The sequence below is a fragment of the Aquimarina intermedia genome, assembly GCF_008124785.1.
GTDB classification, from domain to species: Bacteria; Bacteroidota; Bacteroidia; order Flavobacteriales; family Flavobacteriaceae; genus Aquimarina; species Aquimarina intermedia.
In genome coordinates, this window is sequence record NZ_VNHU01000002.1 from 122,123 (window position 1) to 147,134 (window position 25,012).

At 36.1% G+C, this 25,012-nt stretch carries 27 protein-coding genes and 1 riboswitch; of the genes, 10 read left to right on the top strand and 17 right to left on the bottom strand.

The window, feature by feature from the left end; genetic code table 11:
- Window positions 1-65 precede the first annotated feature (65 nt).
- The 3 genes from cysD to BD809_RS03270 all read right to left on the bottom strand — a co-directional run bounded on the left by cysD (window position 66) and on the right by BD809_RS03270 (window position 2,022).
- The gene (gene cysD, locus BD809_RS03260; RefSeq protein WP_211356695.1) at window positions 66-1,010 is read right to left on the bottom strand and encodes a sulfate adenylyltransferase subunit CysD; all 945 of its coding nucleotides are present in this window, start codon (window positions 1,008-1,010) and stop codon (window positions 66-68) included.
- A 23-nt stretch (window positions 1,011-1,033) separates the two neighbouring features.
- Window positions 1,034-1,660, bottom strand: coding sequence for a phosphoadenosine phosphosulfate reductase domain-containing protein (locus BD809_RS03265; RefSeq protein ID WP_148781528.1), 627 nt, complete (start codon window positions 1,658-1,660; stop codon window positions 1,034-1,036).
- Window positions 1,661-1,755: 95 nt separating this feature from the next.
- The gene (locus BD809_RS03270) at window positions 1,756-2,022 is read right to left on the bottom strand and encodes a DUF2061 domain-containing protein (RefSeq protein ID WP_211356686.1); all 267 of its coding nucleotides are present in this window, start codon (window positions 2,020-2,022) and stop codon (window positions 1,756-1,758) included.
- 166 nt (window positions 2,023-2,188) lie between these two features.
- On the opposite strand from BD809_RS03270, the gene BD809_RS03275 reads away from it, so the two are divergent.
- Window positions 2,189-2,734 carry a lipocalin family protein gene (locus BD809_RS03275; protein WP_148781529.1) on the top strand — a complete coding sequence of 182 codons (546 nt, stop codon included), beginning with the start codon at window positions 2,189-2,191 and terminating at the stop codon, window positions 2,732-2,734.
- A gap of 35 nt (window positions 2,735-2,769) precedes the next feature.
- On the opposite strand, the gene BD809_RS03280 is transcribed toward BD809_RS03275, so the two are convergent.
- The 5 genes from BD809_RS03280 to BD809_RS03295 form a co-directional block, all read right to left on the bottom strand.
- Window positions 2,770-3,957, bottom strand: coding sequence for a trans-sulfuration enzyme family protein (locus tag BD809_RS03280; protein WP_148781530.1), 1,188 nt, complete (start codon window positions 3,955-3,957; stop codon window positions 2,770-2,772).
- On the bottom strand, window positions 3,954-4,379 hold the full coding sequence (locus BD809_RS03285) for an OsmC family protein (protein ID WP_148781531.1): 426 nt from the start codon (window positions 4,377-4,379) through the stop codon (window positions 3,954-3,956). The genes BD809_RS03280 and BD809_RS03285 overlap by 4 nt, the downstream gene beginning before the upstream one ends.
- 67 nt (window positions 4,380-4,446) lie before the next feature.
- Window positions 4,447-6,861, bottom strand: coding sequence for a bifunctional aspartate kinase/homoserine dehydrogenase I (gene thrA / locus BD809_RS03290; RefSeq protein WP_317130844.1), 2,415 nt, complete (start codon window positions 6,859-6,861; stop codon window positions 4,447-4,449).
- A gap of 3 nt (window positions 6,862-6,864) precedes the next feature.
- Entirely contained in the window at window positions 6,865-7,890 is a 1,026-nt protein-coding gene (locus BD809_RS15985; protein ID WP_317130845.1) for an alpha/beta fold hydrolase, read from the bottom strand.
- A complete protein-coding gene (locus BD809_RS03295; protein ID WP_148781532.1) occupies window positions 7,883-9,169 on the bottom strand; it encodes an O-acetylhomoserine aminocarboxypropyltransferase/cysteine synthase family protein in 1,287 nt (428 codons plus the stop codon). Before BD809_RS03295 ends, BD809_RS15985 begins: the two co-directional genes overlap by 8 nt.
- A gap of 195 nt (window positions 9,170-9,364) precedes the next feature.
- A riboswitch (SAM riboswitch) is annotated at window positions 9,365-9,480 on the bottom strand.
- 317 nt (window positions 9,481-9,797) lie between these two features.
- On the opposite strand from BD809_RS03295, the gene metK reads away from it, so the two are divergent.
- The 3 genes from metK (at window position 9,798) to BD809_RS03310 (ending at window position 12,482) form a co-directional block, all read left to right on the top strand.
- A complete protein-coding gene (gene metK / locus BD809_RS03300; protein ID WP_148781533.1) occupies window positions 9,798-11,057 on the top strand; it encodes a methionine adenosyltransferase in 1,260 nt (419 codons plus the stop codon).
- Window positions 11,058-11,173: 116 nt separating this feature from the next.
- On the top strand, window positions 11,174-11,527 hold the full coding sequence (locus BD809_RS03305) for a hypothetical protein (protein WP_148781534.1): 354 nt from the start codon (window positions 11,174-11,176) through the stop codon (window positions 11,525-11,527).
- Between the two features lie 208 nt (window positions 11,528-11,735).
- A complete protein-coding gene (locus BD809_RS03310) occupies window positions 11,736-12,482 on the top strand; it encodes an SDR family oxidoreductase (protein ID WP_148781535.1) in 747 nt (248 codons plus the stop codon).
- A gap of 40 nt (window positions 12,483-12,522) precedes the next feature.
- Here the strand turns inward: BD809_RS03310 and BD809_RS03315 are convergent, their stop codons facing one another.
- Both BD809_RS03315 and BD809_RS03320 read right to left on the bottom strand, forming a co-directional pair.
- On the bottom strand, window positions 12,523-13,209 hold the full coding sequence (locus BD809_RS03315) for a TVP38/TMEM64 family protein (RefSeq protein WP_148781536.1): 687 nt from the start codon (window positions 13,207-13,209) through the stop codon (window positions 12,523-12,525).
- 40 nt (window positions 13,210-13,249) lie between these two features.
- Window positions 13,250-14,248: an NADP-dependent oxidoreductase gene (locus BD809_RS03320; RefSeq protein ID WP_148781537.1), complete on the bottom strand. Its 999-nt coding sequence runs from the start codon at window positions 14,246-14,248 to the stop codon at window positions 13,250-13,252.
- A gap of 247 nt (window positions 14,249-14,495) precedes the next feature.
- On the opposite strand from BD809_RS03320, the gene BD809_RS03325 reads away from it, so the two are divergent.
- Window positions 14,496-14,801 (top strand): phosphoribosylpyrophosphate synthetase, encoded by a 306-nt coding sequence (locus BD809_RS03325; protein WP_148781538.1) that lies wholly within the window; start codon window positions 14,496-14,498, stop codon window positions 14,799-14,801.
- 209 nt (window positions 14,802-15,010) lie between these two features.
- Window positions 15,011-15,625 carry a deoxynucleoside kinase gene (locus tag BD809_RS03330; RefSeq protein ID WP_148781539.1) on the top strand — a complete coding sequence of 205 codons (615 nt, stop codon included), beginning with the start codon at window positions 15,011-15,013 and terminating at the stop codon, window positions 15,623-15,625.
- 52 nt (window positions 15,626-15,677) lie between these two features.
- Here BD809_RS03330 and BD809_RS03335 read toward each other — a convergent pair whose 3' ends face one another.
- The 3 genes from BD809_RS03335 to BD809_RS03345 all read right to left on the bottom strand — a co-directional run bounded on the left by BD809_RS03335 (window position 15,678) and on the right by BD809_RS03345 (window position 17,521).
- Window positions 15,678-15,896 carry a hypothetical protein gene (locus tag BD809_RS03335; RefSeq protein ID WP_148781540.1) on the bottom strand — a complete coding sequence of 73 codons (219 nt, stop codon included), beginning with the start codon at window positions 15,894-15,896 and terminating at the stop codon, window positions 15,678-15,680.
- A 32-nt stretch (window positions 15,897-15,928) separates the two neighbouring features.
- Window positions 15,929-16,150 (bottom strand): hypothetical protein, encoded by a 222-nt coding sequence (locus BD809_RS03340; RefSeq protein WP_148781541.1) that lies wholly within the window; start codon window positions 16,148-16,150, stop codon window positions 15,929-15,931.
- 129 nt (window positions 16,151-16,279) lie between these two features.
- The gene (locus BD809_RS03345) at window positions 16,280-17,521 is read right to left on the bottom strand and encodes a 3-deoxy-D-manno-octulosonic acid transferase (RefSeq protein ID WP_148781542.1); all 1,242 of its coding nucleotides are present in this window, start codon (window positions 17,519-17,521) and stop codon (window positions 16,280-16,282) included.
- A 133-nt stretch (window positions 17,522-17,654) separates the two neighbouring features.
- Here BD809_RS03345 and BD809_RS03350 point away from each other — a divergent pair, with 133 nt between their 5' ends.
- The 4 genes from BD809_RS03350 to BD809_RS03365 all read left to right on the top strand — a co-directional run bounded on the left by BD809_RS03350 (window position 17,655) and on the right by BD809_RS03365 (window position 21,995).
- Window positions 17,655-18,821, top strand: coding sequence for a DegT/DnrJ/EryC1/StrS family aminotransferase (locus BD809_RS03350; RefSeq protein WP_148781543.1), 1,167 nt, complete (start codon window positions 17,655-17,657; stop codon window positions 18,819-18,821).
- Between the two features lie 20 nt (window positions 18,822-18,841).
- Window positions 18,842-20,125 (top strand): metal-dependent hydrolase family protein, encoded by a 1,284-nt coding sequence (locus tag BD809_RS03355; protein ID WP_148781544.1) that lies wholly within the window; start codon window positions 18,842-18,844, stop codon window positions 20,123-20,125.
- Between the two features lie 307 nt (window positions 20,126-20,432).
- Window positions 20,433-21,098 carry an Ig-like domain-containing protein gene (locus BD809_RS03360; RefSeq protein WP_148781545.1) on the top strand — a complete coding sequence of 222 codons (666 nt, stop codon included), beginning with the start codon at window positions 20,433-20,435 and terminating at the stop codon, window positions 21,096-21,098.
- Window positions 21,099-21,782: 684 nt separating this feature from the next.
- Entirely contained in the window at window positions 21,783-21,995 is a 213-nt protein-coding gene (locus tag BD809_RS03365) for a hypothetical protein (protein ID WP_148781546.1), read from the top strand.
- Window positions 21,996-22,069: 74 nt separating this feature from the next.
- Here BD809_RS03365 and fabD read toward each other — a convergent pair whose 3' ends face one another.
- The 4 genes from fabD to BD809_RS15815 form a co-directional block, all read right to left on the bottom strand.
- The gene (gene fabD / locus BD809_RS03370) at window positions 22,070-22,951 is read right to left on the bottom strand and encodes an ACP S-malonyltransferase (RefSeq protein ID WP_148781547.1); all 882 of its coding nucleotides are present in this window, start codon (window positions 22,949-22,951) and stop codon (window positions 22,070-22,072) included.
- 187 nt (window positions 22,952-23,138) lie between these two features.
- The gene (locus tag BD809_RS03375; protein WP_246131415.1) at window positions 23,139-23,555 is read right to left on the bottom strand and encodes a pyridoxamine 5'-phosphate oxidase family protein; all 417 of its coding nucleotides are present in this window, start codon (window positions 23,553-23,555) and stop codon (window positions 23,139-23,141) included.
- Between the two features lie 85 nt (window positions 23,556-23,640).
- A complete protein-coding gene (locus tag BD809_RS03380; RefSeq protein WP_246131416.1) occupies window positions 23,641-24,498 on the bottom strand; it encodes a fructosamine kinase family protein in 858 nt (285 codons plus the stop codon).
- A 3-nt stretch (window positions 24,499-24,501) separates the two neighbouring features.
- Window positions 24,502-24,990 (bottom strand): dihydrofolate reductase, encoded by a 489-nt coding sequence (locus BD809_RS15815; RefSeq protein ID WP_246131417.1) that lies wholly within the window; start codon window positions 24,988-24,990, stop codon window positions 24,502-24,504.
- Between the last annotated feature and the right edge of the window lie 22 nt (window positions 24,991-25,012).

Consider the following 25,012-nt stretch of genomic DNA (forward strand, 5'->3'; position numbering starts at 1 on the left):
ACTCTATTGAGTTTGTATTTATAAATATTTGTTGGAGATTTTCTGTTCTTATAGAAAAGAGGATTCTAGAAGTATCCTTGTTGCTTACGTTTTTCCATTGCAGCCTCAGAGCGTTTATCATCGATTCGTGCACCACGCTCAGAAATTTTAGAATCTCTTATTTCGGCCACCACTTTTTGAATGGAAAAAGCATCAGAGAGTACAGCTGCCGTGCATGACATATCACCCACCGTTCTAAATCGAACCATTCGCTCCTCTACCACTTCATCAGATTCCCGATATACAACTGCATCTTCCGCAGACCAAATCATCCCATCCCTAAGAAATGTTTTACGGGTATGAGCAAAATATATTGATGGAATTTCAATGTGTTCTTCTTCGATATAGCTCCAAACATCAAGCTCTGTCCAATTACTAATTGGAAAAACGCGTACATTTTGACCTAACTCAATTTTTCCATTTAGATGATCAAATAACTCGGGGCGTTGATTTTTTTCATCCCACTGCCCAAAATCATCCCGTACCGAGAATATACGTTCTTTGGCTCGTGCTTTTTCTTCATCACGTCTTGCACCACCAATAGCAGCATCAAATTTAAATTCTTCTAATGCATCGAGCAGCGTTGTAGTTTGCAAACTATTACGACTTGCATACTTCCCTTTTTCTTCGACTACTTTGCCTTGATCAATGGCATCCTGAACATTACGTACAATAAGTTCGACACCTAATTCTTCAACTAATTTATCGCGAAACTCTATGGTCTCAGGAAAATTATGTCCGGTATCGATATGAAGTAAGGGAAAAGGAATTTTTGCGGGATAGAAGGCTTTCTGTGCCAAGCGAACTAAAGTAATCGAGTCTTTTCCACCAGAAAAGAGCAACACAGGTTTTTCAAACTGAGCTACAACTTCTCTAAATATATATATCGCTTCACTCTCAAGATGCGCTACATTTAATCGGGTACGTGTATCTGTTTGAGCCTCTAAAACTTTTTTTTCTAATACTTCCATAGTTGGTCTGTTCTTCATCTTGGTTAGTTGGTGTGTATCCCACATTCTCTATTTTCTAATACTTTGGTTGGATCAAAATATTTAAATTCATTAGGTAAATTATTCTTTGACAAGTAGACATCTAGCTCGGCATCGCTATAATGATAAAAAGGGCTCACTTTGAGCACGCCATCTCCCCCGTAACTCAAAATATCTAAACTATCTCTCAACGCGGTTTGACCTTTTCTCAAGTTCGTAAACCAAACATCAGGCACATACTCGCTCATAGCACGTTTAAACGGCTCTAACTTTACTTGTTCCGTAAACTTTTGATGTTTTGGATCATCAATTCCGGGAACTCCTAAAACAACATCACGATGTGCAGTTGTTTGTTTGGGTACGTATAATTTAATATTCAGTCCGAGCTGAGCGATTACTTCCTCAGCATGCCTATATGTTTGAGGCGTATTGTAACCTGAATCGCACCATATTACAGGAATATCTTTTTTAGCATCCACGCATACCTGTAAAATTGACGCTTCATAGGGTCTGAAATTAGTGGTAACAACGGGGCGATCCGCATGACTAATGGCCCATTGTACTACTTCTAAAGGTGTTTTATTCCTAAAACTTTCATTTAATGCTACTAATTCGTTTTCAGTAAATTTCATGCTGTTTCTTTTTCTTTCTTTTTCTATGCAATTTATTTCCCAAGGTGTTTCAGAAAATCAAAAAAAATGGATTCTTCTTGTTTTTGCTAAAGCAATTACTTCCCCCATTTTATCAAGTTCCATAAACGTTCGTGAAAAAAATATAAAATCATTTTTGTAACAAAATCAACGGATGCAATAGATGTTGCCAAAACTATTTCTCCCGTCAATATATAGGATATCAATAAGGTATCTAAAGTTCCAATGACCCGCCAACTAACTGCTTTCGCAATACTACGCACCGGAGATTCTGAAACGCTATCCTTTTGATAGGTAGTTTTTTTTGCAGCTACTTTTTCTAATATCATTTGATCTAAAATCATTCTATTTTTTCATTAACCCTATTATCCTATCGGATTAGTAGGATAACAAATGTAGTATATTTTATTTGAAACTCTTTAGGAAAATAAAAAAAATCGATCCCTACCTCAAAGTATGTAGGAAAAATCGATTTTTCAACTAATTTTGGAGCTTTAAAAATTATTTATGATGAAAAAATCAACTTATCTTATTACTTTATTCTTAGCATTAACTTTTATTTCCTGTAGTAAAGATGATGGAGATTCTGCATCGGAGCCTGAATCTTCTGCTTCACTAATTGCTGGAGATTGGGATCTTACAAACTTTGAAATTGCTGATGGTAAAAGTACGCTAAGCGTTCAAGGCCAAACATCGGTAACGGATTATTCCTCTACCGGTAAGAATTTTGCCAGTGTAATCACTTTTTCTGAAAACCCGAACACACTTGTTAGTAGTGGAAGTTTTGATACGGTTATAGAAATGTCAGTAGATGGAGTCACAACATTTACCCAAGTGGTCCCGGGAGAAGACTATCTTGTCACAGGTACCTGGAAATTAGAAGGAGATGAACTCACTATTACTAATGAAGCTTTGGAGCAAACAGATATTGCAAATGTTTTGACATTGGACACTACTACTTTAATATTTGAAATTAATCTGAACCGAACGTTACAAGTATCTGGTTTCCCTTTTGAACTTGAGGGAACAGCAGTTTATACTTTAAAAAGAAAATAAAATTTACCAATGATATAAAAAAGGTTGGGTTATACTCAACCTTTTTTTATGCCTTGTAACGCCCGATCAATATCTCCAATAATATCATCAATATGCTCTAAGCCAACAGAGCATCGTACCAAGCCGTCAGTAATACCAACGGCATTTTTATCTTCCTGTGCTAATTTACTGTGCGTTGTTGACGCGGGATGCGTGACAATGGTTCGGGTATCTCCTAAATTTGCTGATAACGAACATAGTTGGATGGCATCAAAAAAAGTTTTACCGCCATGTACACCTCCTTTTACTTCAAAAGAAATAATATTACCCCCTAAAAGCATTTGCTTCTGAGCGATTTCAAATTTGAGATGAGACGGTAGAAAAGGGTACTTCACCCAATTAACATTAGGATGTTGTTCTAAAAACTTAGCTAATTCATGCGCGTTCTGACAGTGTTTTTCAACACGCACTGCCAGTGTTTCCAAACTTTTTGATAACACCCAAGCATTAAAAGGGGATAATGCCGGACCTGTATTGCGAGAAAATAAATATATCTCCCGAATTAATTCTTTACGCCCCACGGTAACCCCTCCTAATACTCGTCCCTGACCATCAATCAGTTTGGTAGCCGAATGGATAACCAAATCTGCTCCAAACTTGATAGGTTGTTGCAAATACGGCGTTGCAAAACAATTATCAATAATCAGTAGTAGATTATATTTTTTGGCTATTCTCGACAATAACTCCAAATCTACAATATCAACCCCTGGATTCGTGGGTGTTTCAGCATATAACACCTTGGTGTTCGTCTGAATTAGGGTTTCCATCTCATCTACCTGATCAATAGTATAATAGCTAGTTTCTATATTCCATTTTGGAAAATATTTAGTAAACAAGGTATGTGTAGACCCAAAAACAGATCGACAAGAAACAATATGATCCCCACTACTTAGTAATGCTGCGAACGTCGAAAAAACGGCTGACATACCCGTAGCAAAAGCAAAACCATCTTCAGCACCTTCTAACTGACACATTTTTGCCACAAACTCTGAAGTATTTGGGTTGCTAAAACGGCTATATAAATTGCGTTCTTTTTCTTCGGCAAATGCTGCACGCATTTCTTCAGAATCTTCAAAAACGAATCCTGAAGTTAAATATAGCGGTGTCGAGTGCTCAGCAAATTGTGTTTTTTCATTCTGTATACGCACTGCCTGGGTTTCAAAATTGTCATATTTTAATTTCATACTTCCTTCTTATTGAGCACTGTTTTATATATTATTTTAGCTGTTGGTTCCAGCGTTTTAGAAACTGAACAATATTTATCAAAAGATAATTGGGCTGCTCGCTTTGCTTTTTCAGGATCAATATCTCCTTCAAGAAAAACAGTCACTGTAATTTCTTTGAAGGGAGACGCTCCTCCAATTTTTTCTCTTGCCCCCTCGACCTCGGCACTATAGGATGTGATATCTTGTCGTTGTTTTTTAAGAATAGAAATCACATCAATCGCACTACATCCTGCAACCCCCATTAGCACATATTCCATCGGACTTGGTGCTAGATCATGCCCTCCTGTTTCTGTCTTGTTATCGATGTAGGTCACATGTCCTCTTTCATTACGCAATTCAAAGTGATAATCCTCATTTAATCGTTTCAGTTGTATTTTCATGTGTTTAAATTTTATAGGGAGTAGTACCCAGATGTATAGTTATTGTGAACATCAAAGTTACTCTTTATTATCCTCTTTCTGCCAATCGTAAGATGTCACCAAATACACCTCTGGCAGTGACAGAGGCTCCTGCTCCGGCACCCTGAATTACAATAGGTTGATCCCCATAAGATTCTGTGAATATCTCAAAGATAGAATCTGAGCCTTTTACTTGCCCCAAAGCACTCTGTATAGGGACTGATACTAGCTTAACTTCTAAGATTCCTTTTTCTCGAGATAAATCTCCATGCAATTCTCCTAAATACCGCAATACATGCTCCCTCTTTTGAACATTTTTGATTTGCGCAAATTCTGCATCGAGTATCTGTAAGTTAGAGAGGAAATCTTTAACCTCACCGCCTCGCAACGATTCTGGAATCAAATTTTCAATCAAAACTTCATCAAGTTCATTATGCAAATCCAACTCTCTGGCTAATATTAAAAGTTTACGCCCTACATCATTACCAGACAAATCTTCTCTCGGATCGGGTTCTGTAAAACCCTTATCAATTGCCTCTTGTAATACTATACTAAAGGATTTGTCCTGACTTGAATATGTATTAAACAGATAGCTAAGGGATCCGGAAAAAACACCTTTAATTCTCGTGATATTCTCACCTGAAAGATGTAATAATTTGATGGTATCTATTAAAGGAAGTCCGGCGCCTACATTCGTTTCATACTGATATTGTTTTTGATTTTCTTCTAAGATTTGCCTTAACTTTCTATAAGAATCAAAGCTCAAGGTGTTAGCTATTTTATTAGAAGATACTAAATCAAACCCATTGCAGACGAGTTGTGCATAATGATTCGTAAAAATTTTGCTTGCTGTATTATCAATCGCAATCAAATTCGCTAAATGATGCTTCTTAGCATACTCAATGACATCTGTTACGCTATAGCTCCTCCCATCGTTCTCTATTCGTGTTTTCCAGTTTTCGTCAATTCCATGCTTATCAAGCACTATTTTCTTTGAATTTGCAATGGCTATAATATTTAGACTAATCCCTTTTCGCTTTTGGATTTTCTTTGTAGAGCCCAATATTTGATTAATTAACGCTCCTCCCACCAATCCATGCCCGAATATAGCAAGGTTAATTTTTTTAGCAACCCCAAAAACCTCACTATGCATTACATTTAATGCTTTATACAACTCATTACTTTTAACAACTAAGCTTACCGTCGAGCCCGCTAGGGTATTACTAAAAAGTAAAGGTGTAATTTGATTTTTGATTAATGCGGTATAGGGTTTATGAAAGGTACTAAGTTGTTGTCCAATAATCGAAATAACTGAAACATCTTTTTCAACGGTGATTTTATGCACATCACGTTTATAAAAATCATTCTCAAACTCTTTTTCCAAAACTGTTGCTGCCTGATGGGCTTTATTTGTTTTTACAGCAAACCCAATACTACGCTCTGAAGAGCCCTGAGACACCAAACTCACACTAATATTTTCGGCTGCCAAGACTTTAAAAATTCTTGCATCAACTCCAACTTTATGCAGTAATCCTCGACCTTCGAGATTTATCAATGTCATATCTTCAATTACTGAAAGTGTCTTGATACCGGTATTATTTTGAGAAGCGGTTATTAAGGTCCCCTTATTTGAGCGGTCAAAAGTGTTTAATATTCGCAAAGGAATATTCTTATTAAGCAGCGGTATGATCGTCTTTGCATGAAGAATGTCTGTTCCAAAAGATGCCAGCTCATTAGCCTCTGCAAAGGATAACTGATCGATCTGTTTCGCGTCAGCAACAAGCTCGGGGTTTGCAGTATAAATTCCGCTAACATGTGTATAATTTTGAAGCTCTTCTGCATCCAGATAATTTGCCAACAAGGAAGCGGTGTAATTACTTCCATTCCTACCTAAAGTAGTCGTGTCATTATTTACACTAGAAGCAATAAAACCAGTTACAACATTAACCGTTGTCCCATTATACTGCTTAAAATGTTGGAGGACATTGCTTTTCGAAATTGCATCCAATGGTTGCGCTTCACCAAACCTTGCATCTGTTTTTATTAAGAGTCGGCTATCCGTATAATTTGCATTAATTGCTCTCTCCTTAAGTAAAAAGGTCACCGTCTTTGCGGAAATCACCTCTCCCAGTGACAATACCTGATCTTTTATACGCTCACTATAATCTCCTAAGAGTTGAACTCCATCAAAAATTTTTTGCAGTAACTGAAAATCTTCTTCCAGCAACTCTTCATCTAATATGATATTTTGATAAATTTTAAAACATTCCCAGTCATTTTTATAATCATATCCTTTTGCTGCCTTATCAAGAATCTTTTCTAACTCATTAGTTGCATTTCCCCTAGCGGACAAAACCACCGCAATTCGCTTCTTATTAAGAGCATGTTCGGCAATAATCGAAAGTACTGTATTGATACCCTCACCATTTGCTAAGGATTTTCCTCCAAATTTTAAAATTTTCATTTTTTAATTTTTAAATATTGTATTCAGGCAAATACTCAATTGTTCAAACTCTATAAGAAAAGCATCATGTCCATGAATTGAATCTATAATATGATGTGTAATATTTTTATTCAACGATCTCAATCTTTCTACCGTTTCTACATCCTCCCCCAGTGTAAAAAACACATCCGAATTGATGCTTACTATGTGTATATCACTTGTAAGATTGCTAACAGAAGCTTCAAAATCATCGGTTCCTTTGGTTATATCAATAGATGATAAAATGTAATTTAACATTTTGTAAGAAGCTAAACCGAAACGTGATTTTAATCTTTCTCCATGATGAAATAACCAGCTATCTACCGTATCCTTTCGTTTACTTTCCGTGTTATTTTTAGAAAATTTAGCTTTCATCGATGCCGGTGTTCTGTAAAGCGTCATGGCATGTAATCGGGCGTCATGTACGGGATTTGCAGAATTCAGTAAAATCTGTTCTTGTATGGTGCAGTTCGCCCTTAACCAGTTGGTTGCTTTCCAATCAGTTGCTATTGGGATCAGGTTCTTAATTAAATCCGGTTGCAACACAGCTAATTCCCACGCAATTCCCCCGCCTACAGAGCCTCCAATAAGTGCAAATAACTCAGATACTTCCAAAATTTGTAATCCCTTCGAAAAAATAGAAGCGACATCATATGCTGAAAGGACTTTATAGTCAAGAAAGATATCAGAGTTTTCTTCTAGATAACCATTTCCCGGTATGTTAAATGACAGAACTGTAAATCGATTGGTGTCAATGCACTTTTTGGACCCTACAAAATCGTTCCACCATCCGTCAAATCCGCATACTGTACTATTTCCGGTTAGCGCGTGATTCACCATTACTACCGGAGCGGTATGCAATGGTTTCCCAAATATTTGATACGAAAGATTAAATTCGGGCAATATGATTCCTTTGGACGTTTTGTAACTTTCAATTGTAACACTGTTCAATTTAACGCTTGTTATTTGATCTACTCCACTCATCCTGATCGCTGAAACTTGTTTAAACACTCACTTTTAATTTTCCAAAAGCGACCTTAAGATCTTGTTTAAGATCCTCTATATCCTCTAAACCTATCGATAGACGAATCAAATCTTTGGTTACTCCTGTAGTTTTTTGTTGTTCTTCATCCAACTGTTGATGCGTAGTGCTTGCCGGGTGAATGATTAGCGATTTGGAATCTCCAATATTTGCAAGTAATGAGAAAACCTGTGTTTCATTAGCAATGATCTTGGCCGCTTCAAACCCGCCTTTACTACCAAAAGTGATAATGCCGCTTTGACCCTTTGGCAAATACGTTTGAGATAGCTTGTAAAACTTGTTAGTTGGCAACCCAGGATAATTAACCCAAGCCACTTCATCTTGCTCTTGTAACCATTGTGCCAGTTCTAGTGCATTTTGACTATGCTTCTGTATACGAATAGATAAGGTTTCAAGTCCTTGAAGAATTTGAAATGCATTAAACGGACTCAGTGCAGCGCCATGATCCCGCAATCCTTCTATACGTGCTTTTGCGATAAATGCAGCGTTACTCAAGACTTCGTGATACACCAATCCGTGATATCCTTTTGACGGCTCTGTAAACTCAGGAAATCTACCGCTCGCCCAATCAAATGTTCCTGCATCGATAATTGCCCCACCAAGAGAAGTCCCATTGCCACTTATATACTTTGTTAGCGAATGAATTACAATATTTGCTCCGTGTTCAATGGGATTCAGTAGTGCCGGAGTTGCTACAGTATTATCCACAATAAATGGAATCCTAGCCTGACTGGTCACCTCTCCGATCGGTTTGAGATCTAAAACGTCCAGTTTTGGATTCCCCAAGGATTCCACAAATACCACACGTGTATTCTCCTGAATAGCTGCTTCAAAATTTTCTGCTTCTGAAGGATCTACAAATGTCGTTATGATTCCGAATCTTGGCAAGGTGACATTTAACAAGTTATAAGTGCCTCCATATAAACTATTTGAAGCAACAATATGGTCTCCGGATTTTAACAAGGTTAATAATGTTGTACTGATTGCAGCTGTCCCCGATGAAGTAACTACGGCGCCAATGCCTCCCTCGAGTGCAGCTAATCGTTTTTCCAAGATATCATTGGTAGGATTATTTAATCTGGTGTAAATAAATCCCGGTTCACTAAGATTGAATAAGTTGGCCGCATGGTCGGAATCCTTAAAAACGTATGAGGTAGTTTGATAAATAGGAACTGCTCTGGTGCCTCCATTGGATACTACATCATGTCCTGCGTGTAGCGCTTGGGTTGAAAAATTTTGTGTACTCATGATTTTCTAACTTTTAAATTTTTTAGTTTAGGCATATGCCAAAATAACAAGGACAATATTTTCATTTTAAGACTTTGCACAGTCTAACTGAAAAAATGTCAAAAAAAACTCAAATACAGTCAACACTCTTAAAAGTGTAAACGCGTAGAAAATTAAAAAGAAAGGAAAATCAATTACCAGAAAAGTAATTGTTTCGTGTTATCTATTCCAAAAACGCCTCAACGGTTTGGATAGAATTTAGCACCTTCTTTACGAATAAAGGGTTGCTAAGGTTTCATAGGGTCTATTCCCTCCACCTTTCTTGATAACTTACTAAGTATGTATAAGAAACTTATAGCAAAGCTAGTAATTATTTTTATATATGAGATATAAGTGATCATATTTTATTTTTACTATGTACTCATAAAAATTAATGATACGTTAAATACTTTTGGGTCTAATCATTTTTCATAACTTTGCCCGAATTATTAGCAGGGAAAGATTTGACTGATTGCAACCCTAAAAAGCCAAAATATTTTGGTTACACTGTATTACACAGTATAAAATGCTAAAGCAGTTATCAACCTAAGGTTTGTTGATATGTGTTTTTGAGCAATCGTTTCAAGATCTTCCCATTAAACAAATATAAATGGCATATTTATTTACCTCAGAAAGTGTTTCTGAAGGACACCCAGATAAGGTTGCTGATCAAATCAGTGATGCATTATTAGACAATTTTTTAGCTTTTGATGAAAATTCAAAGGTGGCTTGTGAGACTTTGGTTACTACCGGTCAAGTAGTGTTAGCCGGAGAAGTAAAATCACAAACCTATCTGGATGTACAACAAATTGCTAGAGAAGTAATCAATAAAATTGGATATACTAAAGGTGCATATCAATTTAGTGGTGATTCCTGCGGAGTAATATCTTTAATTCATGAACAATCTCAGGACATAAATCAAGGTGTTGATCGAGAATCTAAAGAGGAGCAAGGAGCTGGTGATCAAGGAATGATGTTTGGATATGCTACCAAAGAAACTGCTAATTATATGCCTTTGGCACTTGATATTTCACACAAAATACTTATCGAATTAGCACAATTACGAAGAGAAGGCAAAGATATTTCATATTTACGCCCTGATTCTAAAAGTCAGGTTACTATAGAATATAGCGATGATAATATACCTCAACGTATTGTAGCTATTGTCGTCTCTACGCAACATGATGACTTTGACAGCAATGATGATGCTATGCTTGCGACTATTAAGGAGGATATTATAAAAATTTTGATTCCGCGTGTTAAAAAACAATTACCGGAATATGTGCAAGCATTATTTAATGATGAAATCACTTATCATATCAATCCTACCGGAAAATTCGTTATAGGTGGACCTCACGGAGATACCGGTTTAACAGGACGTAAAATTATAGTAGATACCTATGGTGGTAAAGGAGCACATGGTGGAGGGGCCTTTTCTGGAAAAGATCCAAGCAAAGTAGATCGATCTGCAGCCTATGCTGCCAGACATATTGCCAAAAATCTTGTCGCCGCTGGCGTAGCTAACGAAATTTTGGTGCAAGTTTCTTATGCTATCGGTGTTGTAGAACCAACCTCGATTTTTGTAGATACTTATGGTACTAGTGCTTTGGACCTTACAGATGGTCAAATCGCAGCACAGGTTAAAGATATTTTTGACATGCGTCCTGCTGCTATTGAAACACGCTTAAAACTACGTAATCCAATTTATACGGAGACTGCTGCCTACGGTCATATGGGTAAAGAACCTCAAATTATCACCAAGGTATTTGAAAGCCCGTATTCTGGTAGAATTGAAAAAGAGGTTGAACTATTTACGTGGGAAAAACTAGACTATGTAGACCATGTAAAGAAAGCGTTTAAGCTCAACTAGCCCTAAGCCAATTCTGATAAAATTAAGAAAATCTTAGTTATTACAAAAGCTGTAATATGCTGACAATTTGTAACTTGTCGCGTTTTACAGCTTTTACATAGTATTAAACCGAAATTATGAAGAATCTATTATTTTATGCGTTTCTGATCATGTGCTTCTCTTCAAATTTTGCCCAAAATATTCAAAATGAATTCTCTGTCATAAAAACTGTAGATTCCCAAATTCAAGCAGAAAATTTTGAAATTTCATCCACCACATCCAATTCTATCCTGCTATGGACTGAAAATAATTCACGTACAGTACAAGCTCCCATTTCTGATGAAGCTTGGAAAATGACACTTCAAAGAATAAAACAGTCTAAAGAAAGATTTGTGCAGGATAAGAGCAAGAGTATTAGCATACGTATATTAGATACCATTATACTTCCCATTCCTGAAGCTTCCCAAGAATCCAGATTATCCGGATGGTAATCAAACATTACTGATTTACCTATCTGGTAATACCATCGAAATTTAGAACCACACCTCAAGTTTCAATAACTTTAACAAGCATTAAGATTAGCGTTAAACTACCGCTAAACTTGAATAACAGATTTTTATCTGCATTCGAATAACCGTAACTTTAGTGAAAAGAGAATTACGCTCATTTGATTTGTTTGAGCCCAAAAAAACTAGTGTTATGAATATAAAAGACAAAGTAATTATTATTACCGGTGCCTCTAGCGGTATTGGTGAAGCAACTGCCATCAAATTAGCTAAAGAAGGTGCAAAAGTTGTACTAACCGCTAGACGAGAAGATCGGCTTAAAGAATTAAAAGATAAGATTGAAGAAAAAGGCTATGAAGCTTTAGTTGTTACCGGAGATGTAACAAATAAAGATGACTATAAAAAAATCGTAGATGAAACGTTGAAACATTATAACACTATTGATGTTATTGTAAACAACGCCGGCTTGATGCCATTATCTTATATTAAAAATTTACATACGGATGAATGGGATAAAATGATAGATGTAAACATTAAGGGAGTTACTAATGGAGTGGCTGCGGTCTTACCCACGATGATGAAACAAAAAAGCGGCCATATCGTCAACATATCATCAAGTGCCGGTCGTAAGTATTATCCCGGTGGAGCTATATATTGTGCTACAAAGGCAGCTGTCAAAATGTTCTCTGAGGGATTGCGACAAGAGCTAGCACCAAAATATGGAATTAATGTGACTTCAATTGAACCGGGATTTGTAGATACTGAACTTACTGATACTATCACAGATGAAGAGATTAAGGAAAAATTAGCTCCAATGATTAAAAAGGTTACTACCCTTGAACCCGAAGATATTGCGGAGGCTATCCATTATGCTATCGCACAACCTAAACGTGCCAATATCAACGATGTGTATATCATGCCGACAGAACAAGAGAGTTAATATAGCATAAACCAAATGTTTCAAATCCGTAGCTTAATTGTTAACCTACGGATTTTTCATTTTTTATCTTGCTGTAAATTAAATATCCTACAAACAAAAGAACACTAATTATAGAGATCCATAACAAAACTATTTTGAGCTGATCCATATACCCCCCGGTAATAGCAATTAGAATAACAAGTGGGGTTATCCCTATCAAAGTTGCTCCTATAAATTTTGGGTAACTGATATCTACGATACCCGCCACAAAACTAATGGCATCATTAGACAAAAAAGGGTTCAATCGTGTAACAATTACAGCCCAAAACCCATAGTTGGCAATAAACTTTTCAATATTCTCTTCAGTAGCAGATCCCAATACGGCTGAAGTAATAAATTTTGCGAAATATTTTCCAATATAAAAACCAACCGTGGATGCTATGCTAACTGACACATATATAAGCACGCTACCCCATAACGGTCCGTAAGCGATTACTGAAACTATCATCAACGCAAGTGAAGGTATTACAATCAAGAACATTTGCAAAATCATTGCTACAATTAAGATAATAGGTCCCCACCAACCAAACGTAGCTATCCAAGAATTTATGTCATCACTGTTACCACTGGACAAAACGCTCCAAGCCTCATCAAAGAATTTAGTAACCTGAGGTATAAAAATATAAGAACCTACCACAATGCATGCAACAATAAATGTTACCAACTTGGTCAAATGTTTTTCAAGCATATTTTAAACTTCGAAGAAAATTCCTGAACAAACATGAACCTCAATAAACTTTCACCAGCATTTTGCCTTTATTCTTACCATCAAACAAATCGAGAAATGCTTGCGGAATTTGGTCAAATCCTTCTACTATGGTTTCAGAAAACGTTATTTTTCCTTCGTTTAACCATGTTGACAATTGACTGATTGCCGGGCCGAACTCTTTTACAAAATCTCTAACAGTGAATCCTTGCATACGTACACTCTTTTTTATCAGAGTACCCTCGTGCCGAGGCCCAGTTGGTGTTTCGCTTTCATTATAAAGTGAAATAGCGCCACAGTTGATAACTCTCCCATATTTATTAATATTATTCATTACCGCATCAAGAATTTCTCCTCCTACATTATCAAAATACACATCTATACCATCAGGACAATGTTTTTTAAGTGCTTTAGACATATCCTGAGTAGTTTTATAATTGATACCCTCATCAAAACCAAATTTATCCTTTATGGTTTTAATCTTTTCATCACTTCCTGCGATACCAATAACATTACAACCTTTAATTTTACCGATTTGTCCAACGATACTTCCCACAGCTCCTGATGCGCCGGATACCACCAACGTTTCCCCTTCTTTCAAATTACCTATTTTTTCTAATCCGAGATAGGCTGTTATACCAGTAAGCCCCAAAACACCCAAATATGCACTTAAGGGCGCAGTTTCTTTATTCACCTTATTCAAACCATTACCAGATGAAGTTTGATATTGTTTCCATTGAAGCATCCCATTCACAAAGTCACCTTTCTCAAAATTAGAATTGTTAGATTCAATCACTTCAGCAACTATCCCGGATTCTACAGGTTCATCGAGTTTGAAGGGTTCTATATAGGATTTTGTATCTCGCATGCGCCCTCTTAAATACGGATCTACAGAAACATATTTAGCTTTTAAAAGCAACTCTCCCTCTTTTGGAGCTGGTTTTTCTTCTTCAATGAAGGCGAAATCAGATGTGGAGGGACGTCCTTTAGGTCGGTTTTTTAATAGTATAGTCTTATTCATTTGAACATTTTTTTATAAAGTTAGTGGATTGTTATTTAAGTAAAAATTAATCCAGTACGCTTTGTTTCGTTTTTCAGAAAACATTAACGGTTGGGGCTTTACAAGGTTCTTCTTATGAAACAACACAAAACATACGTTTCATATTTTATTATAGTTTTAACCTTTGACACATAAGAATTTAGAGGTCTTTAACGCCTTATGCGTTCTGCAATAAGTACCTTTAAATTTATATTTAAAACGAAATGTTATGCATCATTTAGATACTTTATCACAGCAAATGAATTCCTTAAAGGAAGAGGGTTATACAATCGAATTCGATTTAAAAAATAATAAAATATTGGATCACAAATCTGACAAAAGTTATACTATAGATGAGTTCGATGTAGTACAAACATTTAGATTTGAAGGTGCTAGTAACCCTGCAGATAATTCAATTTTATACGCTATAAAAACTACTACCGGTGACAAGGGGGTGCTTTTGGGAGCATATGGAGCAGATGGTGAAGAGGTATCTAAAGAGATGATTGATAAATTACGCGCAATAAATTCCTAAAGATTTTCAGTAAAATTAGTCAAAGTGTTAATATCAGTAAGGATGCAATGTATTTTTTCATTGTGTCCTTTTTATTTACTCAAAAAGTTTTATGATCTTGTAAATTTTCTTCGAAGTAAAAAAGTAATTTTTTCAAACTAAGGAAATCCATTATATTTACGATTTTACAAAACAAACGATCCTTTGCTAAACCCCATAAATAAAAATCTATGCATGTTGCAATAGCCGGAAATATCGGTGCAGGAAAAACGACTCTAACCAAACTTTTGGCCAAACATTATAAATGGGAAGCTCAGTTTGAAGATGTTTTAGAAAATCCATATTTAGAAGATTTCTATAATAAAATGGAGCGTTGGTCATTTAATCTTCAAATTTATTTTTTAAATAGTAGATTTCGTCAAATATTAGAAATCCGAGAAACTGGTAAAGATATCGTCCAGGATAGAACTATTTATGAAGACGCCTATATATTCGCCCCCAATTTACACGCTATGGGATTGATGACAAATCGCGACTTTGAAAATTATAAATCACTATTTAATTTAATGGAAAGCGTGGTTGAAGGACCTAATCTTTTAATATATCTTAGAAGTAGTATTCCTAACTTGGTTTCTCAAATCCATAAGCGAGGCAGAGAATACGAGAACACTATAAGCATTGATTATCTGAGTAGATTAAACGAGCGTTATGAAGCATGGGCGCACGACTACGATAAAGGGAATTTATTGATTATTGATGTAGACAACTTAAATTTTGTTGATAATCCCGAGGATCTGGGAACTATTATAAACCGCATAGATGCCGAACTAAACGGGCTATTTTAATGCAAAAAACTCATCGCATGCGATGAGTTTTTCTTTATATTTCTATTGACGATTAGTTATCGTCTGTACCACCGGTACCTGTATTTTCCTTTACTTCATCCACTCCTTCTTCGACTGCATCACCTACATCGTCTGCAGCATCTTCGATAGCATCACCCATATCATCGGCTGCATCTTCAATATCTCCTTTTTCCTTGTTTGTATCTCTACATGAAGTAAATGCCGTACTAAATGCAAATACAAGCATAAACATTACTAATACTTTTTTCATCTTAATTTATTAATTAGTTACTATTGCTTTTATTAATTATCGTCTCCGATTCTTTCGATTTCTTCGTTAACCTCTTCATTAACTTCCTGGTCTACTTTTTCGGCAGCACGCTCGAGCATACCTTTAGACTCCTCTTCTTTTTCTACTTGAACTTCTTTTTCTTTAACGATAACTTCTTTTTTAGTTTCTCTACAAGAAGTAAAGGCAGTACTTACGGTTAATAAGATTGCCGCAATAAAAATTACTCTTTTCATACAATGGTTGATTATAAATGTTAAAACAAAGATATAATAGCAAGAACATTCATGATTAAAATAAATATATAATGTTTTCACAAAAAATGCTAAAAATAGCATGTCAACGTAGTATGTGCTGACGAGTAATTAAACGGTAGGTCTAGGTGCTTCCAACAGCTGTTTTCTCCGTATGTGATCCATAACTATAGCAGTTGCACCGGTGTTACTATTCACAAAGTGACCAGCAATCATGCCCGTTTTTTCCCGAAATGCTTTATTCATTATAAGATTATTTGCCACCTCTCCAAATTCTTCTTTGGTAGCAACCGAAAATAATCCTGCAAGCTTTTGAAGTTGTTTGGCTTCTCTGAAGTTATCAAAATTCTTTCCGATGAGGATTGGTACGCCAAAAGTAGCGGGTTCTAAAATATTATGTAGTCCCGAAGTACCCATAGCCCCACCCACATATGCTATATCTGCGTAGCTATAAAGCTTGGTTAAGTAACCAATTGCATCAACAATACATACTTGAGCAGAGGCTTCTTGACCTGAAAAAACATGCTTCTCTGAGAACAACACCTGTTTTTGTTGAATCCTAGATTGTAAATTTTTAATTTTTTCAGTTTTGATTTCGTGAGGTGCGATTATAAAGCAAACTGAGGCTGGAGCATTATTTATGAAATCTATAAATATTTCTTCATCCTCGGCCCAGGAGCTACCTATTACAATACACGTTCGTTTTTGTTTGAACTCTTCAATAAACTCAACTGTATTATCCATTTCTATTTGATGACTCACCCTATCAAACCGTGTATCGCCACTCATAGTCACATTATCAAATCCAAAAGACATTAAAATGTTTTGTGAAGGCACATCTTGTACAAAAAAGTGCTCGACCAAGGCTAGTTTATCTCTTAAAAATTTACCATATGACTTAAAAACCGCCTGATTTTGTCTAAAAGTTGCAGATATTAAGAGCAATGGGATCTTTCGTTTATAAAGTCCGGAAATAAAATTTGGCCAAAATTCGTATTTTACAAATATCGCCAGTTCAGGTTGTACATTAGTTAAAAAATGGCTGACATTTTTTGGCGTATCCAGCGGCATATACACAATGTGATCGGCAAGTGTACTTCTTTTTTTTGCTTCATAACCGGAAGGAGAAAAAAAGGATATCAAAATTTTATAGTCTGGGTATTCCCGCTTCAATGCCTGAATAACCGGAACACCTTGCTCATACTCACCTAGCGACGCACAGTGCATCCAGATTACTTTTTGATCATTGAGATGTAAAGCTTCTAAGCGCTCAAAGATTTTGCTTCTACCTTCTGCAAATAATTTTAGCTTAGGAGACAATAAGCCAACCATTGGCAATACTTTTTGAAACATATTTATTAGGATAGTGTACAAGGTATTCAAAACAGCAAAATTAAAGAGATGCTAAAATACATTTCTTTTGTAAAAAATAGCGTTGTTGTTGGTTTCATTATTTTGTACTTTCGTGAAGTTTCAATACACACCTATGAAGAAGATACAAATGGTTGACCTCAAAGGTCAATATGCTGGAATCAAAGAACAAGTTGATTCCTCAATATTAGAAGTTATAAATACCACAACCTTTATAAATGGCCCTGAAGTACATAGTTTTCAAAAAGAATTAGAGGATTATCTTGGTATAAAACATGTCATCCCTTGCGCCAATGGAACCGATGCTTTACAAATAGCAATGATGGGACTTGGCCTACAGCCCGGTGACGAGGTTATTACTGCCGATTTTACCTTTGCAGCTACGGTTGAAGTTATCGCCTTACTACAATTAACACCTGTATTGGTCGATGTGGAAATAGATTCGTTTAACATCGATCCCGAAGCAATTCGTAAAGCTATAACTCCTAAAACTAAAGCGATCGTTCCTGTACACCTTTTTGGACAAGCTGCCAATATGGATGAAATTATGGCTATAGCCAAAGAACATGATTTATATGTTATCGAGGATAATGCGCAGGGTATCGGAGCGAACTATACCGATAAAAATGGTAGAAAAGAAAAAACAGGAACGATTGGTCATGTCGCATCCACTTCCTTTTTCCCCTCAAAAAATTTAGGTTGTTACGGGGATGGCGGAGCCATTTTTACGAATGATGACGCATTAGCTCATACCATCAGAGGCATTGTTAATCATGGTATGTATGAACGCTATCATCATGACGTTGTTGGAGTAAATTCACGATTAGATTCTATTCAGGCCGCAGTACTACGTGCTAAACTACCAAATCTTGATGCTTATAATAATGCCAGGAGAAATGCTGCCCGTAAATATAATAAAGCATTCAAAGGAATTGATAATATCATAACCCCCAAGGTGTCTAGCGGTTGTCAAACTAGTTGCGATGTTATTTGCGACACCTGCGACTGCCATGTTTTTCACCAATATACATTAAGAATACTTAATGCAGATCGTGATGCACTGGTTAAACACCTCAATGCAAATAATATACCTTGTGGTGTTTATTACCCGATACCTTTACACAGTCAAAAAGCATATACCAGTGATCGATATAAGGAAGCTGATTTTACAGTGACAAATCAATTAATCAAAGAAGTAATTTCTTTACCGATGCATACCGAATTAGACGACGAACAAATCGATTTTATTACACAACATATTATCGATTTTATATCTAAATAGAAACTAACACTCACAAGCTCATGACTCGTTTTAAACTTAGATTAACCACGCTTTTAATAGCCTTTTGTAGTTTTACGTACGCTCAGGACTTTTACCTCCATTGTGGTAAAATTCTAGATACAGAAAATGGTAAAATGCTTGCTGACAAAACTATTGTAGTATCAGGAAACACTATCCAGAGTATTGAGGATGGATATAAAAATGCTGATGGCAACATTGAGGTCATTGATCTCAAAAATAAAGTAGTACTACCCGGTCTTATTGATATGCACGTACATCTTGAAAGTGAAACAAATCCTAAACAATATTTAGAACGTTACACAAATAATGATGCCGATGTTGCTTTCAACGCAGTTGGGTTTGCAAAAAGAACTTTACTGGCTGGATTTACAACCGTTAGGGATTTAGGCGGAAGTGGTGTAAATATTGCCCTGAAAAATGCAATAGCCAAAGGTTCAATCGAAGGGCCTAGAATATTTACTGCAGGAAAATCATTAGCAACTACCGGAGGGCATGCGGACCCAACGAATGGTAGTAGTCGTAAATTGATGGGAAATCCAGGTCCTAAAGAAGGAGTGGTTAACTCAGTTGATGATGCCAAAAAAGCAGTAAGACAACGCTATAAAAATGGTGCCGATTTAATTAAGATCACAGCTACGGGCGGTGTTTTAAGTGTCGCTAAAAGCAGCTCTAATCCTCAGTTCACAATCGAAGAAATAAAAGCTATTACTGAGACTGCTAAGGACTATGGATTTCATGTAGCCGCGCATGCACATGGAGATGAAGGTATGCAACGTGCAATTTTGGGAGGTGTAAAAACCATCGAACATGGAACACTTATGAGTGAAGAAACAATGGACTTAATGATTAAACATAACGCCTATCTTGTGCCTACACTAACTGCCGGCAAAGAAGTCTCTGAAAAAGCTTTAATTCAAGGATATTATCCGGACATAATTGTGCCAAAAGCACTAGAAATTGGACCGAAAATTCAAAATACTTTCGGAAAGGCCTATAAAAAAGGAGTAGGAATTGCATTTGGAACAGATGCGGGTGTGTACCAACACGGACAAAATGCTAAAGAATTTGGTTTTATGGTTGAAGCCGGAATGCCAGCTATACAAGCGATTCAAAGTGCTACAATAACAAATGCGCTTATTCTCAACATGGCTAATAAGTTGGGTCAGATTAAGACCGGTTTTTTTGCAGATATTATCGCAGTGGATCAAAATCCTGTTGAAAATATTAAGATATTAGAAAAAATTTCTTTCGTTATGAAAAATGGAAAGATAGTTAAGCAGTAGTCTTTTTTCTTTACTCTAATCGTTTAAAAAGCCATCATTTAAATTCTGAATTTAAATGATGGCTTTTTTAATCTAAAGTTAACTTCAACGACATAAGTACCTCGAGAAATCTTTAAATCTTCATAGAATTAAAAGACAGAAAAGAATAAAAAATTTTGAATAATTCTTGATTAAATCTGTCTGATTTTAGTTTTTTCTGCAAAAATAATAAGCTATCCTGTAAGCATTTCTCTCCTAACATGACAAACCAGGTATTCTTATTAGATTACTAATAAGCTCACCGATCAAAACTAAATCTTTTTAACTCATGAAAATAATTCGTTTTTTCTACGCTTTTATTCTTCTTTTGGGCCTTGCATCCTGTATAAAAGAAGATGTTATAAGTGACGAAGTAAAACCAGCAATTAGGTTTACTAATCCTTTGCAATCACTCGCCTTAGACGACTCCTATTTGTTAAAAGCAACCTTTACAAATACAATTGGTCAGGAAGAATCTAAGATGTTCACATGGTCCAGTTCTAATGACTCTATTGTTACTATAGATATGGAAGGTAAAGTATCCGGCAAGAAAAAGGGAGAATCAATCATTACCGTTTCTACAACTCTCGACACCGAGATTATCGAAGCCAGTACAACGGTTAAAGTCAGTGATCAAACAATAGAGGCCAACGAACCTAAAAAGGGCACTATTGTCTCTACTAGCAGTTATGAACTGCAAGGTGACTTTACGCTAAAAAAAATTCAAGATCAAGAGTTTTTAGAACTATCAATCGCAAACAACTATGTTGCTTCTACAGCTTTACCAGGTTTATATCTATACCTTACCAATAACCCTAATAGTATAAATGGTGCATTAGAAATTGGCCCTGTTACAGTATTTAGCGGTGAACATTCATACAGTATAAGTACGCAGGATGCTACACTTAATCAGTATCAGTTTTTATTATACTGGTGTAAACCATTTTCTGTATAAGTTGGAGAGGGAGAAATAAAATAAGAATATAAAACTATGAAGAAATTTTACCTAACTATTGTAATATTAATACTAGCTATTCAATTTTCTACTGCTTAATGGACAAAGGGAAAAAACAAAGGATACTATAAACTTTCAGCATGGTCTCTGGTTGCTGATCAACATTATACGGATACCGGTGATACAGATCCAAATGCTACACGAGGTCAATTTAACGTTAATTTTTACGGTGAATACGGCGTCTCAGATAAACTTGATATCATCGCTTACATACCCTTTTTTGCCCGGGCTTACCAAAATGATCAGGTATCGGGTACTACAGGGGAAATAATTCAGAAAGGGGAAGCTATTAATAGTATTGGGGATAGTGATATTGGTATACGCTATGCTATTTTAAAAAAGGATCATCTGGCGTTATCGACTACTTTAAAACTGGGTATTCCAATTGGAGAAAGTGCCGGTGGTTCTGACAAAAGCTTCCAGACGGGGGATGGAGAATTTAATCAGTTACTTCAGGTTGATTTAGGAATCCCATTCACCATAAACAGTTTTCCTCTCTATGCAAAGACCTTTGTAGGATTTAATATCAGAACTCAGGATTTTTCAGATTAGCTGCATGCTGGTGGAGAGATCGGGTTTTCTTTTCTAAAAAATAAATTTTGGCTTATTGGCAGGCTAAGCACTGTGCAGTCATTACAAAATGGTAGTAAGTCAGCGCAAAATTCTCAAGGTAGTATCTTCGCAAATAATGTTGAATACACCAGCGTCGGTGGTGAAATAGCTTATTATATTACCAAGAAGCTTGGCATCTCCCTATCGTATGCTTCTGCGATTAGTGACAGAATTATTTATGCTAGTCCTTCCCTATCCGGTGGGATATTTATAGATATTAAATAAAACTTAGGAGACTTAGAATTAAAAAGTGTCAAGAAGTAATGCTCTCGACACTTTATAACTTTATTTAAACCTACCTAAAGCGTTGCAGAAGAAGTTTCCATCGCACGATCTACTTTTTTAACTAATCCAGATAACACTTTACCCGGTCCTACTTCGACAAAAGAAGTAGCGCCATCGTTAATCATGTTTTGAACGCTTTGCGTCCATTTTACAGGCGCAGTTAATTGCGCAATAAGGTTATTCTTTATTGACTCAGGACTGGTAACTGCAGTTGTGCTTACGTTCTGATAAATCGGACAAATTGGATTGCTAAATAATGTCTCTTCAATGGCAGCAGCCAATTCTTCTCTAGCCGGCTGCATCAATGGCGAATGAAATGCTCCCCCGACAGGTAATAACAATGCTCGTCTGGCTCCTTTTTCTTTCATAATTTCACATGCTTTCTCAACAGCCTCATTTTCACCGGAGATCACAAGTTGTCCCGGACAATTATAATTTGCAGCAACCACCACACCATCAACCGATGCGCACACATCTTCGACAATTGCATCATCCAAACCAAGTACTGCAGCCATCGTTGAAGGATTCATTTCGCATGCTTTTTGCATAGCCAACGCTCGTTTTGAGACAAGTCGTAAAGCATCTTCAAATGTCAGCGTTTGGTTAGCCACGAGCGCAGAAAACTCTCCCAACGAATGACCTGCAACCATATCCGGTTTGAAATCAGCACCAAGAACTTTAGTCAAAATAGTCGAATGTAAAAAGATAGCGGGCTGTGTAACTTTAGTCTCTTTAAGTTCATCAGCTGTTCCCTCGAACATAATTTTAGTAATTTCGAACCCTAAAATTTCATTAGCATTTTCAAATAGTTCATTTGCAACTTTAGAGTTTTCATAGAGATCCAATCCCATTCCACTAAACTGAGCACCTTGTCCAGGATATATATATGCTTTCATTATTATTGTTATTAAATTTTGACAAAAATATAAATTCTAAAATGAAAGACCTCATACTTTAAGCATGAGGTCTGATAATATGACATTTCAATAATTACCAAATTACATCTTAAGAGCGCCATCGACGCCAATATCCGCCTCATCTTTAGTAATAGTGGCTATTCCGATTTTAAATAAAGCGACGTATTTATTGTTTTTCGTATTCCCAATAATAAGCTTCCCGAGGGTAAAATTGAATAGCTGTAAGTCGTGGATCCTCTAAACCATCAAACCACACATCAGATTTTTTATCATAGAGCTCTGCTAAAATTTTACGATTTTTAGTAATTACTGCCTCACCATATACACTCAGGTATCTCATATCAGATGGATCACTGTAAATAAGCTGTACCCGTTCGTCATTTTCAATATGCTTATTGTGATCACTATCGGCTGCACTTAGAAACCAAATATTTCCTTGTTCATCCACTTTTTTGGTTGTCATTGGGATAGCATTCAATGGCTTTAGATCCAAAGCAGTTACCATCATGGTAAATTTTATATCTTCAGCTAAATCTCTAAGTTTGGCTTTTGCTTCATTATCACATAGATCTTTTGTACTCATTACTTCCTTTTTAGGAAAGATACGTTTACGTTATACAAATTTGACGTAAAGAAATATTAAAGAATACCTTTTTTGTTGTTAAGAATTAGCTCTGAGTATAGTAATCTATAATTTCAATCACCTGATTATAGTATGCGTCACCAAAAATATTGAGATGCACCAATACATAATAAAATTGATACAGAGGTATTCTGCGCTCCCAACCTATAGCTAGTGGATAAATTTCCTCATAACTATCCATTGCTGAAAAATCAAAACCTCCAAATAATTTCATCATTGCTATATCCATTTCACGAGAAGCAAAACAAACCGCAGGATCTATAAGACAAGGAGAAGCATCGGAGGTTACTAAGAGATTACCTGACCACAAATCACCGTGAATCAAACTAGGTTTTTCTGGTGCAGTATTATTCTCTATCCACTGAAACAGTTTCTCCTTATCACTAAATATATACCCTTTAGATTCGGCCCATGTAAATTGAGGTTGCAACCGTTGCGTTATGTAAAAGGTCCCCCAATCTGATATGGGCTTGTTATATTGTGGTAAGGAACCTATAGAATTATCCTGATGATATCCGAAATTAGGTTGAGAAGTTATATGCAATTTTGCTAGATTTTGCCAAAACCTAATCCAAAAAGAATGGCTTTTGCTTCCGCTTTCCACATATTCAAGTATCAAATATGAAATCTTATTATAAACACCGGTGGTAAGTATAGAAGGAGTAATAAAGGTGCGAGTTTTTCTTATGGTGGAAAGTCCATCTACTTCACTTTGGAACACGTTTTTAATAGCATGGGATAGGTTTATTTTTAAGACATAAGTATTCTTGACACATGTTACCTTGTATACACTATTGGTGTCACCCCCAGAGAGTTGTACTATTTGCACAACTTTGTCAGTTACAGTTTTCTGAATTATCTTTATAATATTATCATCAATCACATATTATTTTTTATTCCTAAAGTAGGTATAATATGTGAATGCATAACTGTGTCTTTCATCCATCGGGTGAAACTCCTCTTCCTGTTTATCCCAAATATCACTAGCTATACTAGGAAAAAAGGTGTCCGCCTCAAAGGTCGCGTGCACACGCGTCAATTCAATTTTTTCAGCATAATCCATTCCCATTGCATAAACCTCACCCCCACCTATGATAAAAGGTTGATTATCATTTTTCGCTATTTGTAGAGCGTCTTCCATACTGTGAACCACAATAGCGCCCTCAGCCTGATACTCTTTGTTTCTCGTTATAACGATATGTATGCGATTAGGAAGCGGATTGGGAAATGACTCAAATGTTTTGCGTCCCATAATGATATGATGACCCGTCGTAAGTTTTTTAAACCTTTTGAAATCATCCGGCAAATGCCAAACCAAGTCATTATTTTTTCCAAGTGCATTGTTCTCTGCAGCCGCAGCAATCATTGTAATCATATAATCATTTATTTCTAAGAAT